Genomic DNA, 13,663 nt, shown 5'->3' on the forward strand with positions numbered 1-13,663 from the left:
ACAAGCCGGATGCGGATACCAGCCCTTGCGCCACTCTTCCTCATCTCAGTAAAGCCCGCCGGTGCTGTTGAGCAGCTTGTCGCGCAGCACGGGCGAAATGCCGCCCACGGCCGGGATCGTCGACGTGACGATGTCGGACGATTCGAAACCGTCGATGACCGGGCAGTCGGCGACGCAGGGCGAGGTACCCGGCTTGAAGGCCTCCCGGATCGAGCCGACACTACCGGCTGCCACGCGCCTTCCGCTGCGCCGGTCGACGCTCTCGAACGTCATCCCTTCAGGCACCGGAAATTCGGCAACCGGCTTGCCCTTGAGGGCAACCTTCATGAAGTCGATGAAGACAGGTGCTGCCAGCCCACCGCCGGATTCGCCATATCCCATTGGCTTGGGCGTGTCGTAGCCAAGAAAAACGCCGGTCACGATGTTGGGCGTGAAGCCTATGAACCAGACGTCCTTCTCGTCATTGGTGGTGCCGGTCTTGCCGGCGACCGGAACGCCGAGCACAGACACGCTCGTCGCGGTGCCACGCTCGACAACGCCGCGCATCATCGAGGTGACCTGATAGGCGGTCATGGGGTCGAGCACGTATTCGCGCATGTCCTGCAGCACCGGTTCCGGCTGATCCTGCCACTCCGCGGCGTCGCAGCCATCGCAGCTGCGGCCGTCGTGGCGGAAGATGGTCTTCCCGTGTCGATCCTGGACCCGGTCGATCATCGACGGCTGAACGGACTTGCCACCGTTGGCGATGACGGCATAGGCCGAAACCAGGCGCATCAGCGTGGTCTCGCCAGCGCCCAGCGACATCGGCAAATAAGGCTTGAGCTTGTCGTAGATGCCGAAGCTCTGGCCGTACTGAGCCACCACATCCATGCCGACATGCCGCGCAAGGCGCACCGTCATCAGGTTGCGACTTCTTTCGAGCCCCGTGCGCAAGGTCGATGGTCCGCTGAAGCGGCCGTCATAGTTCTTCGGCTTCCAGATCCGCCCGGCACCGTCGGGAAGTGCTATCGGCTGGTCCATCACCAGTGCTGCCGGCGTGTAGCCGATGTCCAGGGCCGCAGCATAGACGAAGGGCTTGAATGCCGATCCCGGCTGGCGATAGGCCTGCGTCGCGCGGTTGAATTCCGACTGGGCAAAGGAGAAGCCGCCAACGCTCGCCAGCACACGGCCGGTATGAGGATCCATAGAAACGAGCGCGCCCTGCACATCAGGAACTTGCCGCAGCACATAGCCGTCGTCCTGCCTCTCGACATAAATGACATCGCCGCGCGCAAGCACGCCAGCCAACGCCTTGCCCTTGTTGGCACCGCCGGGTCGCTTCAGCGCCCAGCGCATCGACTTGCCGCCGATATGGGCGATCTCTCGCTCCCGCCGGCTGCCGGAACCCTGGCGGAGACCGATCTCGACGCCCCCGTCGGTCGTGCCGAGCACCACCGCCAGGCGCCATTCCGGCACGTCGGCCAAGGGCACGATGCTATCAAGCGCCTGCTGCCAATCGCCATCGGCCGCAATGCGCGCCACCGGTCCGCGAAAGCCCCTGCCCTGGTCATAATTGACGAGCCCGCGCCGCAACGCCCTGACTGCTGCCGCCTGCAGCTTGGGATCGAGCGTCGTGCGCACGGCAAGGCCGGCCGTGTAGAGCGCGGCGTCGCCATATTGCTCGGCGACCTGCCTGCGTACTGCCTCGGTAAAGTAATTGGCGTCGGCCACCAGCAGGTTCGGTGGACGCTTCTTCGTGCCGAGCGGCAAGGCCGCCGCCGCGCGCGCATCACCGCGATCGAGAAATCCGTTGCGCAACATCTGGCCGATCACCCAGTTGCGTCGCTCGATGGCCCGCTCGGCGTTGAGATCAGGATTGTAGTTGTTCGGCCCCTTGGGCAGCGCGGCAAGATAGGCGGCTTCGGCAACCGAAAGTTCCGCGACCGGCTTGTCGAAATAGGTCAGTGCCGCTTCGGCAACGCCATAGGCGCCGAGCCCGAAATAGACGTCGTTGAAGTAGAGCTCGAGGATCTCGTCCTTGGAGAAGGCGCGTTCGATACGCACTGACAGCACCGCCTCGCGGATCTTGCGCTCCAGCGTGCGGTCCGAAGAAAGCAGCAGGTTCTTGGCAATCTGCTGCGTGATGGTCGATCCGCCGATCATGCGCTGACCAGAGCCGAAGTTGGCCATGTTGGCCCAAACAGCGTTGGCAAGCCCGGAAAGATCAATGCCCGAATGGCTGTAGAAGCTCTTGTCTTCCGCCGACAGGAACGCATGCCTGACGCGGTCGGGTACGGCGGCGATCGGCAGGAAAAGCCGACGCTCGCGCGCATATTCGGCGAGCAACGCGCCATCATAAGCGTAGACCCGGGTCATGACTGCCGGCTCCCAATCCGCCAGTTCGCGATAGTCGGGCAGGTCCCTGGTGATGTCGGCGACCAGCAATGCCACGCCGCAAGCGGCCGCTAGGCCAGTCAGGACGAGAAACGAAAACAGATGGCTGATGAACTTCATGATGACGCGGGCAGCTTGTCGGTTTGAGGCAGGTCCCGAGAAAAATGGGCGAACGACCACAGCTCGCAGGCTCCACCCAGGCCCGCGAACAGGTCATAACCTGCAGGTTTTGTTCGATGTCGGGCGCAAACTGGCAAAATCCGGCGGCCTCGACAAACGCTCAATATTTTGGTTACCCATGAGAAAAATATGGGCATAGGACTGAAATCACGTGGACACGTCGCAACTGCCGCTGAACGCGCTGCGGGCCTTCGAGGCTTCGGCGCGCCATTGCAGCTTCACCCGGGCCGGCATGGAACTGTTCGTATCGCAGACCGCGGTCAGCCATCACGTGAAGTCGCTCGAGGACCTGCTGGGGGTGAAGCTGTTCCGCCGTCTGCCGAGGGGACTGGCGCTGACCGACGAGGGTGCGGCGCTGGCGCCTGTGCTAACCGACGCCTTCCGGCGGGTCAGCGCGACGATGAGCCGGTTCGAGGAAGGCCACTTCCATGAAGTGGTGACGGTCGGCGTGGTCGCGACCTTCGCCGTCGGCTGGCTGATGGAACGGCTGCCGGCATTCCACCAGGCCCACCCCTATCTCGACCTCAGGATCATGACCAACAACAACCGCGTCGACCTCGCCGGCGACGGCCTCGATCTCGCGATCCGCTTTGGCGACGGCTCATGGCGCGGAACGGAGGCGATGCACCTGATTGCCTCGCCCTTGTCGCCGGTGTGCTCGCCGATGATGGCAGCGAGGCTGGCGCAACCCTCGGATCTCGCGCGTGTCGAGCTTCTGCGTTCCTATCGCGCCGACGAATGGATGCGTTGGTTCGAGGCCGCAGGCGCGCCAAAACCGGTGCTGCGCGGCATGATGTTCGACTCGTCGCTGGCGCTTGCCGAGGCCGCAGCCCGCGGCGTCGGCGTAGCCCTGGTGCCGATCAACATGTTCGAGCGCAATCTCGACGACGGACGTCTCGTCCAGCCGTTCGAGACGACGGTCTCAACCGGCGACTACTGGCTGACGCGACTGAAATCCCATCCGGTGACACCTGGCATGCAGGCTTTCGAGAACTGGCTGTTGCAGCAGTTCGGCTCGCCGAGCGAGGCCTGACCGCCGCCGGGCGGCGGCAACGCGCAACGCTGGCTGCACGCCGGAGGAGAAAAAGGCGGCGCGGCGGCCCGCCAGGAGCGCCGCGCCTGCGGTACCCAGACCTTAAGCTACCGCATATCCGTCGCGGCACAGGCCGTTGAGCGTTTCCAGCGACATCGCGTCGAGGTCCAGCGCGGTCAGCAGGTCGTTCTCGGCGGTGAAGTCGCGGCCATACATGGCCGAGAAGATGCGCACGCCAGCTTCATGCAGCTCGGCGGGGTAGCCGGCGAGGCGACCGATCTTGGCGGTCATGACCAGGCCGAAGGGCACGTCCTCGGTGACATAGCGGCTATCGGCCGTGGTCGGGCCCTGCCCGCCATTGCCGGCCTCGTGCATCTCCTGGTTCATCTGCGAGATCGAGCTCATCGGCACGTGGAACGACAGATGGAAGTGCTGGAAGATGTTGCGCACTTCGAGCCCAAGCTTGGTGGCGATGGCGATGCGCTCCTCGTCGAGCTGCTCGAGCAGGCGGCCGACATTCGGCGTCACGTTCTGGCCCTGGCTCCAGGTCTCGCCGCGCTCCATGCGCGTCATGTTGCCAAGCGCGATGCCCATGTGGTTCTGCGGGTTGAGGTTGGACAGCGCGATCGCCATCAGGCTGCCGCGGTCGACGAAACGGTCGCCGAACAGCGTCTGGCAGACGGAAAGGCCGTCGGCGCTGCGCGATGCCGGAACAGTCGCGAGGTCGACCTTCTTGCGCACGGTGTTGACGTTGACCAGCGTCGGGCTGAGCTGGCGGCCAGACACGACTGTCGTGCCCCAGCCGACAACAGGCGCAACGACGCCGCGAGCCGCGAGCAGGCGCGACAGGTAAAGCGCGCCGAACGAGGCATGCGAGCTGATGATGACGGTCTGCTCGGCCCTGATGTAGGGCGCGATGGCGTCGAGAACGGTCTTGTGGCCATAGGCCGGCAGCGCGATCACGATCGCCTCGGCACCGGCGACAAGCGCTTCGGCGCTCGCGGCGGCAGCTGGATGGAAGGTGCCTTCGACCGCACCCTGGGCGACAAGAGCCTCCCCCTTGGCCAGCGCCTTGGTGCGCTCGCCCGACGGCGACCACAATGTCGCGTGATGTCCCTGCTGTTCGAGGAACACCGCCGTTCCGAACGCGATCGAACCCGCGCCGACAATACCTACCTGCATTCCAACATTCCTTTTCAATATCATTTCAGGCCCGGGGGCCGGCATGCGCCGGTGCCGCCGGGGTCGTTCACTTTGGGCGTATCAATGCCCGGGTCGTGCTGCTGCCCACCTCGCCCGAGGCCACCACCAGGAACGCCCTCGCCCCGACAGGACCGGCACTGGTCCCCACACTGGTGAGCGAATGCGGAACATCGCCTGCGTAACGCGCCGTCTCGCCGGCGCGGACCCGCATTTCGTTGCCGGCGCTGCGCACCACGATCTCGCCTTCGGTGCAGTGCAGATGCTCGACGGTGCCAGCGCCATGCGGATCACTGATCAGCTTGCCCTGAGGTTCGAAGCTCAGCAGGTACCATTCGATCAGCGGCACCATGCCGGCCGGCGACAGGATCTGCAGGGTGCAGCTGCCGTCGGCGCTGCGGATGGTCGGCGTCAAATTCTCCGGCTGCAGGTCGATACGGTCGCCGCGTTCTTCGGAAGCACCGCTGATCAGGCTGTTGAGATCGATGTTGAGCGCCCGGGTGAGATGCCACAGCGTGCCGTAGGTCGGGTTGGCGTTGCCGCGTTCGATTTCCGACAGCATCGAGCGCGACACGCCCGATTTGGTCGCGAGGTCGGCAAGCGTCAGCTTCTGCTGTTTCCGGTACGCCTGCAGGCGAGGCCCGATCTCCGGCGGATTGACCGAATGCATGTTCATTCCGATGCTCCCTTCCGACGCCTCGGGCAGTTATTCGGCGATCGGCTCTCCAAGTGTGTGCATCAGCCGGTTGGCCCAGCCGAACAGCGACGACGACAGGATCAGGTCGAGGATCTCGTCCCTGCCGAGACCGGCATCGACAAGCGCCTGCATGTCCGAAGCATCGGCATCGGAAGGGCATTTCGACAGCTTGACCGAAAAATTGAGGATCGCCTTCAGCCGCGGCGAGATCTCGGCGTCGACACCGTCGGCGAAGATCGCCGCGATGACGGTCTCGTCCTTGGCCAGCTGGTTGTAGCGGCTGGCATGCACGGCGGCGCAATAGATGCAGCGGTTGACGATCGAGGCGCCGACTGCGCCGATCTCGCGCTCGGCGCGCGACAGGCCGCCCTTGTTGTACATCACGCCATTGAACAGCGGCGAACGGTGCGTCAGCGTCTCGACGTCATGCGCCAGCACCAGCACATAGTCCGACACCTTGGTGTTGGACGGCGTGATCTTGAGCGCCTCAAGCTGCGCCGGGCTCGCCTCGGCGAGATCAAGCGGTCTGACGTAAGGCTTCCACTCGGGGATCGCGGTGGTGAATTCGTGAACGACCTTGCTCATGCCAGCCCCCGCATCAGCCGCAGCCCGGCGGCAACCCTGATCTGATAGCTGACAAAGGCAACGAGCTCCGACAGCCGCACGAGGTCGGCGTCAGCGAGGCCGGCCTCCCGCAGCAATTCGATGTCGCGGCGCGTCGCATCCTTGGGCGCATGCGCCACCAAATCGACATGTCGGATCAAGGCCTTGAGCCTGCTGTCGCCGCCACCGTCGAACCAGATGTCGGCGATGCGCGCGGTGTCACCGGAGGCGCCGGAATTGTCGAGCAAGGTTTCGAAATGCTCCTCGAAATCCTTGGCGTCGTTGATCTTGGCGATGCGGCAGGCAAGTGCTGCGCGCTCGGCATGCGATAGCCCACCGGGCTCGGCAGGCATGAGCGCAGCATCGTGGGTCTGCTGGGTCAGCGCCATGATGTCGGCGCGACCCGCGACCACGGCCGCCAGTTCGCTGCCGGGTTCGATGCCGACGATCGCGGCAATGACATCGTTGTTCTCGGCCATGCCGTCCTCCTATGCCTGCTTGCGGGCGGCTGCCGGCGCTGCGTCCGGCAAGGGCGATGCCGTCCACTCGTCGCCGCGCAACTCGGGCGTGTCGTAGTCGAGCAGGCGCTGCCAGTACTGGCCGAAATTCTCGGTGTAGAGCTTGGCGGCGATCTCGCGTGCCAGCAGTGCGGCACCTTCGCTGATGCCGGGAATGTCGCCGCTCATCTTGCCGAGGCTGGCGGCGGCGCCCGAGTTGAAGCTGTGGATGTTGGCAAGCCAGGGTGCCTGCCCCGGCTCACGCTCGAGGAAGGTGAAATCGCCGGCAAGATAGGGGTAGTTGCCGAGCTCGCCGTTTTCCTGGCCCTCGGGCGGGGTAAACCGGTCCTGCCACAGCAGGATCTTGTCGGCGTAACCATCGAGTTCCTTGCGCGCCAGCGGATCAACCCCGAAGCCGGTGCCGAGGATCAGGAAGTCAGCGCGAACGGCCTTGCCCTGCGACGTCGAAATGACGATCTCGTCGCCGTCGAGCTCGGTCTTCTCGACCGCCGCGTCGAAGTGGAACCACGCGTTTGGATGCCGGCTGACGCGCATCGTCGAGCCGCGTGGCGCCGGGGTCTGGGTGCGCAGCGAATAATTCATGATCTGCCAGCGCCTGGCATCGCCCAGCTGTGGGAAGGCAGCGGTGAAACCGAACGAGCCGATGCCCATCAGCTTGTTGATGCAAGGCATCTCCTTGCGCCGGATGAGGTGGCGGACTTCCGCTGCTCCTGCTTCCAGCGCTTCGGCCGCATTGTCGACAGCCGAAGCGCCGACACCGACCACCACGACACGCTTGCCGCGCAGGGCGGCGAAGTCGATGTCGTCAGAGGAATGCGCCCAATATTTGCGGGGCAAATTGTCGACGAAGCCGGGAATGCTGGGATGACCCATGCCGTCGCGACCAGTCGCCATCACCACCTTGCGGGCCAGCACCGAATTTTCGCGCGCGCCGGACAGCGTCAGCCGCATCAGATCGCCTTCGGGCAGGATGGTCTTGACCTCGACGCCGTTTTCAACCGGCAGTTCGAGAACCTTGCGGTACCAGCGCAGGTACTCCATCCACATCGGGCGTGGGATCTTGTCGAGTTCCGCCCAGGTCTCGTTGCCGAACTGGGCGACGTACCAGGCGCGGAAGGTCAGCGACGCCATGCCATAGGCCGGGCCGGTCAGTTGCTTGGGCGAGCGCAGCGTCTCCATGCGGGCATAGGTCAGCCAAGGTCCTTCGAATCCGACCGGGCTGCGGTCGAAGATGCGGATGTTCTGGATGCCCGCGCCGATCAGCGCGAAGCTGGCGACAAGGCCGCACATGCCACCGCCGATGACGACGACATCGTGGACCTGTTCCTCGCCCTCGACCGCGGTCGGCACAACCCAGTTCGGCGGCGGGTAGCACAGGCAGGCGAGATCGTCGCGAACACGCTGTTCGAGTTCGGCAAGGCCGGTGGCGGCCGATTGCAGCGGCGCCTGTACGTCAAACGCCATGGGTCGCTCCCGATGTCCGGTCGAAATTGTCATTTCGCATGTCCTGCCCTGCCCGCTGTCGGCCCGCATCGTCACCGGCGCGGGCCGTCGTCTTCTCAGTTGTGCGCGTGGCGGTCGGGGATGACCGTCGTGGTCTCTGGCTTCCAGCCGACCCAGATGTCCTCGCCGTTGAGCTGGGTGACATCGGAAGGGTGGACCAGCGCATTGAGCATCGTGCCGTCGCCGACCTCGACCGAAAGCGAGGTGTGGTTGCCCTTGAACACGCGGTGACGGATCTTGCCCTTGATGCGGTTGCCGCTTGTCGGCTCGGCGGCCGAGCAATGGATCGCCTCGGGACGCAGCACGACATAAAGGTGGTCGCCGGCCTTGGGCGTGAGCCCGCCCTGTGCCGCCTTGATGGTGATGCCGTTCCAGCTCAGCGCCGCCGTCTCGCCTTCGGTGCCGACAACGGTGCTGCGCAACAGGTTGGTTTCGCCGATGAAGTTGGCGACGAACACCGAGCCAGGACGGCCATAGAGCGTGTTCGGGTCGCCCATCTGCTCGATCTTGCCCTTGTTCATGACCACGATCGTGTCGGACATTGTCAGCGCCTCTTCCTGGTCGTGGGTCACGAACATGAAGGTCTTGCCGGTCTTTTCCTGAATCGACTTGAGCTCGATCTGCATCTGCTGGCGCAGCTTGGCGTCGAGCGCCGACAGCGGCTCGTCGAGCAGCAGCACTTCCGGGTCTGGAGCAAGTGCGCGCATCAGCGCCACGCGCTGGCGCTGGCCGCCGGATAGCTCCGACGGCAGGCGCTTGGCATAGTCCTGCAACTGGACCAGTTCGAGCAGCTCGTTCACCCGGCGGTGGATGCGCTGGTTATCCAACCCCTTCAGCTCAAGGCCGAAGGCGATGTTCTTGGCGACGCTCATATGCGGGAAGAGCGCATAGTCCTGGAACACGATGTTGACGTTGCGCTTGTTGGGCGGAACGCGCGTCACGTCCTTGCCGCCAAGCAGGATACGGCCGGAGTTCGGCGTCTCGAAACCGCCGAGCATGCGCAGCGAGGTCGACTTGCCGCAGCCGGAGGGGCCGAGCAGGGTGACGAACTTGCCCGCCTCGATGCTGAGGTTCAGGTTTTCGACGGCAACGTGCTTGCCGTAGCTCTTGGTGACGTTGTCGAACTGGACGACGGGTTGCATCAGCGGGTCCTCGCGCGGCGGGTCAGGTATTCGGCGTAAAGTCCGACGGCGGCGGTAACCACCAGGACGAGTGTCGCCATTGCGTTGATTTCGGGAGACATGCCGCCCTGCACCTTGGCGAAGATCAGCATCGGAAGGGTCGGACGATAGCCGCCCAGGAAGAAGGTGCGCACGAAGTCGTCGATCGACAAAAGCACGCAGAAGATCATGCCGCCGACCAGCGCCGGCTTCAGGTAAGGCAGCGTCACGCGGAAGAAGGCGACGACGCTGTCGGCGCCGAGGTCACGCGCGGCGTCGACAAGATTGCCGGGCATCGAGCGCAGCCGGGTGAGCGCCATGACCACAACGAAGGGCACCGCATGCACCGTGTGGCCCAGGATGATGGCGGCGGTTCCCGTCGGCATGTCGATTGTCGAGATGAAGATGCGCAGCGAGATTGCCGAGATCATGCCTGGCACAACCGCCGGAAGGCAGGCGAGCGCGAAGATGATGATCTGGCCCTTGATGCCTTCGGCGACGATCAGCATGGCGATCCATGTGCCGAGCGTCGTCGCGGCCAGCGTCGAACAGGCAGCGATCATCACCGAATACAGGCAGGCTTCCAGGAACTGCTTGTCCTGCATCACCTTGGCGTACCAGTCGAGCGTCCACTCACCGATCGGGAAGGCAACGAAGTTGGCATCCTTGAAGCTCATCGCCATCATCAGCGTGAGCGGCAAAAGCAGGTAAAGCAGGAAGGCCCAGTAGATTGCCGTCAGCGACGTGCGCGGAGCGTCCGCAAACATGTTGCGCATCAGAATGCACTCCTTTTCTTGCCGCCGACGAGGCGCATGAAGATGCCTGCCGTGATCAGGGCGGTGACCAGCATGATCAGCGCGAATGCGGCGCCGACCGGCCACTTGTCGCTGGCGCCGTGGAAGAAACCGCTGATCGTTTCGGGGAACAGCACAGTGGTCGGGCCACCGAGCAGCATCGGCGTGGCGAAGACACCGATGCAGGTCAGGAACACCAGCGAGCAGCCCGACACGATGCCGTCCTTGGACAGCGGCAGGATGATCCTGCGGAAGCGCGTGAACGGGCCGGCGCCAAGGTCGGCGGCGGCGTCCAGGTACTGGGACGGAATCTTCTCGATCGCCGAATAGAGCGGCAGCAGCATGTACAGGCAGATCAGGTAGACAAGGCCGAAGCCGAGCGAGAACGAGGTGTAGAGCATCGGAATCGGCCGATCGATCAGCCCGATCTCGCGCAGCAGCACGTTGACCGCGCCACGATTGGCAAGAAGCATGATGACCGAGAATGTGCGGATCAGCTCGCCGGCCCAGAACGGCACCAGCAGCAGCAGCAGCGCCTTGGAGCGGCCTTCCGGCTTGACGATCTTGGCGACGTAGTAGGCGACCGGATAGACCACGACGAGGGTGACCGCGGTCGCTGCCGTTGCGAAGATGAAGCTCTTGATCAGCGGCGTGAAATAGAGCGATTCCCGGAAGAAGATCGCATAGTTGTCGAGGGTGAAATTTGACTCCACGCCAGGCTGGACCGGGTAGTGGGACAACAGGCTGATCTTCAGCATCTGATAGATCGGCCCGACATGCAGCATGATCAGCCAGATCAGCGGCACGCCGGCCAGAAGGATTATCCGGCCGATGCGCGACTCCACCGCAGCTCCCAGCGTGTGCCGGTAAAGCGCGGAGTTGACCACCTTGGCGATGCCGGTCGAATATTTGGGCACGGACGCGTCGTGGCCTGCCCCGTAGCCGGCTGTCGTGTTGCTACTCACCATCAAACAATCTCGGTTGGCGCAGCCCGACTGGCGCCGCACGGCAAGGCCGGCGGTCAGTCATCGCGCGTTGTGGGATTACAGCGCCGCGCGTCATCCAGGACGCGCAAAGGACGCTGTAACTCTCTGAACCGGTGCATGAGCCTGTCCGAAAATCGAGCCCGATTTTCGGGGTCATGCACATGACAGGCCGGCTGCCTGTCCCGGAGATCGTCGCAGCGCTCCGGGACAGGCTACAGGCCATGCGAGGCTTTGCCTCGTCAGGCCGCTTTGACCTCTGCGGTCGCGCGGTCGATCATCTCGTTCTTCATGTCGCGATTGACCGACGAGAAGAAGACGATGCGCTCAAGCTCTTCCTGCGGCAGCGTCGAGGCGAGCTTTTCGCGGTCGTTGAGCAGGTCGCCGACGCCGTTGATCGTCGAGCTGTAGCCAGACTGACGGGTCATCGCAGCACCCACTTCCGGGCTTGCCAGCACGGCGTCGAGCAGCTTGTAGGCGTTCTCGGCGTTGGGCGCATTGTTGACGACGTTGAGCGTATAGCAGAAGCCGAACGTGCCTTCCTTCGGCACCGACAGCTGGATCGGGTGACCGTCCATGATCAGCTTGGCAGCCGGACCCGACCAGGAATGGCCGAGATAGATGTCCTCGTTGATGAACATCTGCTGCACTTCCGAACCGGCGTCATAGTACTTGCGGACCATGTCCTTGTGCTTGATCAGGAAGTCGCGCGCCTCGTTGGTCGCCTTCTGCGCCACGTCGGGCTTGTCGACATAGCTGACGAAGTCGCCGTCATGGCCGAGATACTGCATGACGATGGTCATGAAATCGCTGACGATGTAGGAGGTCTGGCCCTTGTACTGCGGGTCGAACATGATCTCCCAGCTCGGCGCTTCCTTGACATAGTCGACGTTGCGGGCGAGGCCCTCGTAGCCGGCGAGGATCGGCAGGCCCCAGAGATTGTTGTCGACGCGCGCCCACGGAGCATCCTGATAAGCGGTGTTGAGGTTTTTCCAGTTCGGGATCTTGCCGGTGTCGAGCGGCTGCAGCAGCTTCGAGGCGATGAACTGCGAATAGCGGTGGCCGGCAACGGTGACGATGTCGGTCGAAGGATTGGCGCCCTCGGCGGTGAGCAGGTTGTACTGCTTGCCCTGGTCGTCGGTCAGCCGGATGTTAACCTGAATTCCAGTGTCCTTCTGGAACTTGTCGAGGAATTCCTGCGGCAGGAACTTGTCATAGGTCGTGATGTTCAGCACGCCATTCGCGGCCCAGCCCGGGGTCGGGCGGATGACGGCGGGCATGGCAAGAGCGGCGGCGCCGCCACCAAGCATCTTCAGCGCGGTACGGCGGTTCGGTACCAGGATATTGTTCATTATGTTCCCCATTTGGATAATATCGATCAAGCGCGCGGCTTTCGCCGAGCAATAAAACCCGCCCTCACGCAGCCGAATGGACTGCGCGACCGACAAGCCGGCAAAGGTGTATTCTCAGCGGTATCTGACAGACTACTAATGAACTGGCGCAAAGTCCTCCACCAAGCCAGTCCTGAATTCCGACATTCCGTCCGCAAATTCCACTAAACTGGAATTTTTCTCTAAACCGGACAAATGTCAAGCATTGTTAGAAAGAATCTTGTTTGCCCACCAACGTCCGGCGGGCGGCAGTACACTGCCCGGCGTACCACCACTCGACCAAAGCGAGCAGCCGACAATCGGATCCGATCTTTACGGAACGGCGATACGCGACACGACGACCACATGGACAAGCCGCAGCGACGTGGCGCTCGCCATGCCTCGTTGGTAACGCCGAGCTAAGCCTCGGTCGAAACGCTGAGCTCGACACGATCCGCGACAAAGCGGGTTTCGGCGTACTGGACCGGCACGCCTGCGGTGTCGATGTTGATCGCCCTGGCGACAAGCACGATGGCGCCGGCGGATAGCCTGAGGTCGGCAAGATCGGCGGTGTCGGCATGTCGTGCCGACACCAGCGTCGACTTGCGGAAATAGTCCTCGATTCCAAAATGCTGGAAACCAAGCGTGATCGATCCGGTTTCGGCGTAGATTTGCGCGAAGCCGGGAAAGCGTTCCGCGTCGAACCAGCTCGTTGCCCGCGACACCGGCCGGCCGTCGGCTTCGCTCAGTGTTTCCAGCCGGATCACCGGCGCCTCTGGCGCAAGGCCCAGGGCTTCGGCGACACGGCTGCCGGCTGCCTCGACCGCATCGGCCAGCAGGATGCTGCGGCGCTCGCGCGTCTGCTCGCGCAGGCCAGTGGAGAAGCGCGTCCGCGCCGAAATCGGATAGGACAGCTTCTGGCGGCTTTCAACGAATGTGCCGCGCCCCTGCTCGGCCCGAAGCACGCCTTCCTGGACAAGTGCTGCAATGGCGCTGCGCAAGGTATGGCGGTTGACGCCGAAACGCTCGGACAGCGCCATTTCAGTTGGCAGCCTGCCGTCGGCGCCTAGCGTGCCGGCACCGATTGCCTGGCGTATCTGGTCTGCGATCTGGCGCCACAGCGCCACCCCGCTTTTGCGCGTCACCGCTGGCTCTCGTTCGTTCAATCCCCTGCCCCTGTCATGCGCCCGTCATGGAGCCTGTCTACAAGCCCATTGTATGTTGTTCGTTTGTATAGAACAATAGACAA

General features: G+C 63.6%; 12 protein-coding genes. 1 reads left to right on the forward strand and 11 read right to left on the reverse strand.

The features are described from left to right. Positions 1 to 45 precede the first annotated feature (45 nt). Entirely contained in the window at positions 46 to 2,493 is a 2,448-nt protein-coding gene (locus tag J1C56_RS13785; RefSeq protein WP_214390070.1) for a penicillin-binding protein 1A, read from the reverse strand. A 211-nt stretch (positions 2,494 to 2,704) separates the two neighbouring features. Between J1C56_RS13785 and J1C56_RS13790 the strand changes: the two genes are divergently transcribed. Next, positions 2,705 to 3,586, forward strand: a complete 882-nt coding sequence (locus tag J1C56_RS13790; protein ID WP_214390072.1) for a LysR family transcriptional regulator — start codon at positions 2,705 to 2,707, stop codon at positions 3,584 to 3,586. 102 nt (positions 3,587 to 3,688) lie between these two features. Here the strand turns inward: J1C56_RS13790 and J1C56_RS13795 are convergent, their stop codons facing one another. The 10 genes from J1C56_RS13795 to phnF form a co-directional block, all read right to left on the reverse strand. After that, on the reverse strand, positions 3,689 to 4,768 hold the full coding sequence (locus tag J1C56_RS13795; RefSeq protein WP_214390074.1) for an NAD/NADP-dependent octopine/nopaline dehydrogenase family protein: 1,080 nt from the start codon (positions 4,766 to 4,768) through the stop codon (positions 3,689 to 3,691). A gap of 67 nt (positions 4,769 to 4,835) precedes the next feature. Next, positions 4,836 to 5,462, reverse strand: a complete 627-nt coding sequence (locus J1C56_RS13800) for a helix-turn-helix domain-containing protein (protein WP_214390076.1) — start codon at positions 5,460 to 5,462, stop codon at positions 4,836 to 4,838. A gap of 30 nt (positions 5,463 to 5,492) precedes the next feature. Then, positions 5,493 to 6,068, reverse strand: a complete 576-nt coding sequence (locus J1C56_RS13805; RefSeq protein ID WP_214390078.1) for a peroxidase-related enzyme — start codon at positions 6,066 to 6,068, stop codon at positions 5,493 to 5,495. After that, entirely contained in the window at positions 6,065 to 6,565 is a 501-nt protein-coding gene (locus J1C56_RS13810; protein WP_214390085.1) for a CMD domain-containing protein, read from the reverse strand. The genes J1C56_RS13805 and J1C56_RS13810 overlap by 4 nt, the downstream gene beginning before the upstream one ends. A gap of 9 nt (positions 6,566 to 6,574) precedes the next feature. Then, positions 6,575 to 8,068 carry an NAD(P)-binding domain-containing protein gene (locus tag J1C56_RS13815; protein ID WP_214390087.1) on the reverse strand — a complete coding sequence of 498 codons (1,494 nt, stop codon included), beginning with the start codon at positions 8,066 to 8,068 and terminating at the stop codon, positions 6,575 to 6,577. A gap of 95 nt (positions 8,069 to 8,163) precedes the next feature. Beyond that, positions 8,164 to 9,249 (reverse strand): ABC transporter ATP-binding protein, encoded by a 1,086-nt coding sequence (locus J1C56_RS13820; RefSeq protein WP_214390089.1) that lies wholly within the window; start codon positions 9,247 to 9,249, stop codon positions 8,164 to 8,166. Beyond that, on the reverse strand, positions 9,249 to 10,043 hold the full coding sequence (locus J1C56_RS13825; RefSeq protein ID WP_214390091.1) for an ABC transporter permease: 795 nt from the start codon (positions 10,041 to 10,043) through the stop codon (positions 9,249 to 9,251). Before J1C56_RS13825 ends, J1C56_RS13820 begins: the two co-directional genes overlap by 1 nt. After that, entirely contained in the window at positions 10,043 to 11,029 is a 987-nt protein-coding gene (locus J1C56_RS13830) for an ABC transporter permease (protein ID WP_214390093.1), read from the reverse strand. Before J1C56_RS13830 ends, J1C56_RS13825 begins: the two co-directional genes overlap by 1 nt. A gap of 257 nt (positions 11,030 to 11,286) precedes the next feature. Further along, on the reverse strand, positions 11,287 to 12,396 hold the full coding sequence (locus J1C56_RS13835; RefSeq protein WP_214390095.1) for an extracellular solute-binding protein: 1,110 nt from the start codon (positions 12,394 to 12,396) through the stop codon (positions 11,287 to 11,289). 437 nt (positions 12,397 to 12,833) lie between these two features. Beyond that, positions 12,834 to 13,559 carry a phosphonate metabolism transcriptional regulator PhnF gene (gene phnF, locus J1C56_RS13840; RefSeq protein WP_338001434.1) on the reverse strand — a complete coding sequence of 242 codons (726 nt, stop codon included), beginning with the start codon at positions 13,557 to 13,559 and terminating at the stop codon, positions 12,834 to 12,836. Between the last annotated feature and the right edge of the window lie 104 nt (positions 13,560 to 13,663).

The sequence above is a fragment of the Aminobacter anthyllidis genome, from assembly GCF_018555685.1.
Classification (GTDB): Bacteria; Pseudomonadota; Alphaproteobacteria; order Rhizobiales; family Rhizobiaceae; genus Aminobacter; species Aminobacter anthyllidis.

Bases quoted from the DNA above. Each gene is read 5' to 3' on its own strand.
- J1C56_RS13785 (WP_214390070.1), bottom strand. From the start codon at position 2,493: ATGAAGTTCATCAGCCATCTGTTTTCGTTTCTCGTCCTGACTGGCCTA.
- J1C56_RS13795 (WP_214390074.1), bottom strand. From the start codon at position 4,768: ATGCAGGTAGGTATTGTCGGCGCGGGTTCGATCGCGTTCGGAACGGCG.
- J1C56_RS13800 (WP_214390076.1), bottom strand. From the start codon at position 5,462: ATGAACATGCATTCGGTCAATCCGCCGGAGATCGGGCCTCGCCTGCAG.
- J1C56_RS13805 (WP_214390078.1), bottom strand. From the start codon at position 6,068: ATGAGCAAGGTCGTTCACGAATTCACCACCGCGATCCCCGAGTGGAAG.
- J1C56_RS13810 (WP_214390085.1), bottom strand. From the start codon at position 6,565: ATGGCCGAGAACAACGATGTCATTGCCGCGATCGTCGGCATCGAACCC.
- J1C56_RS13815 (WP_214390087.1), bottom strand. From the start codon at position 8,068: ATGGCGTTTGACGTACAGGCGCCGCTGCAATCGGCCGCCACCGGCCTT.
- J1C56_RS13820 (WP_214390089.1), bottom strand. From the start codon at position 9,249: ATGCAACCCGTCGTCCAGTTCGACAACGTCACCAAGAGCTACGGCAAG.
- J1C56_RS13825 (WP_214390091.1), bottom strand. From the start codon at position 10,043: ATGCGCAACATGTTTGCGGACGCTCCGCGCACGTCGCTGACGGCAATC.
- J1C56_RS13830 (WP_214390093.1), bottom strand. From the start codon at position 11,029: ATGGTGAGTAGCAACACGACAGCCGGCTACGGGGCAGGCCACGACGCG.
- J1C56_RS13835 (WP_214390095.1), bottom strand. From the start codon at position 12,396: ATGAACAATATCCTGGTACCGAACCGCCGTACCGCGCTGAAGATGCTT.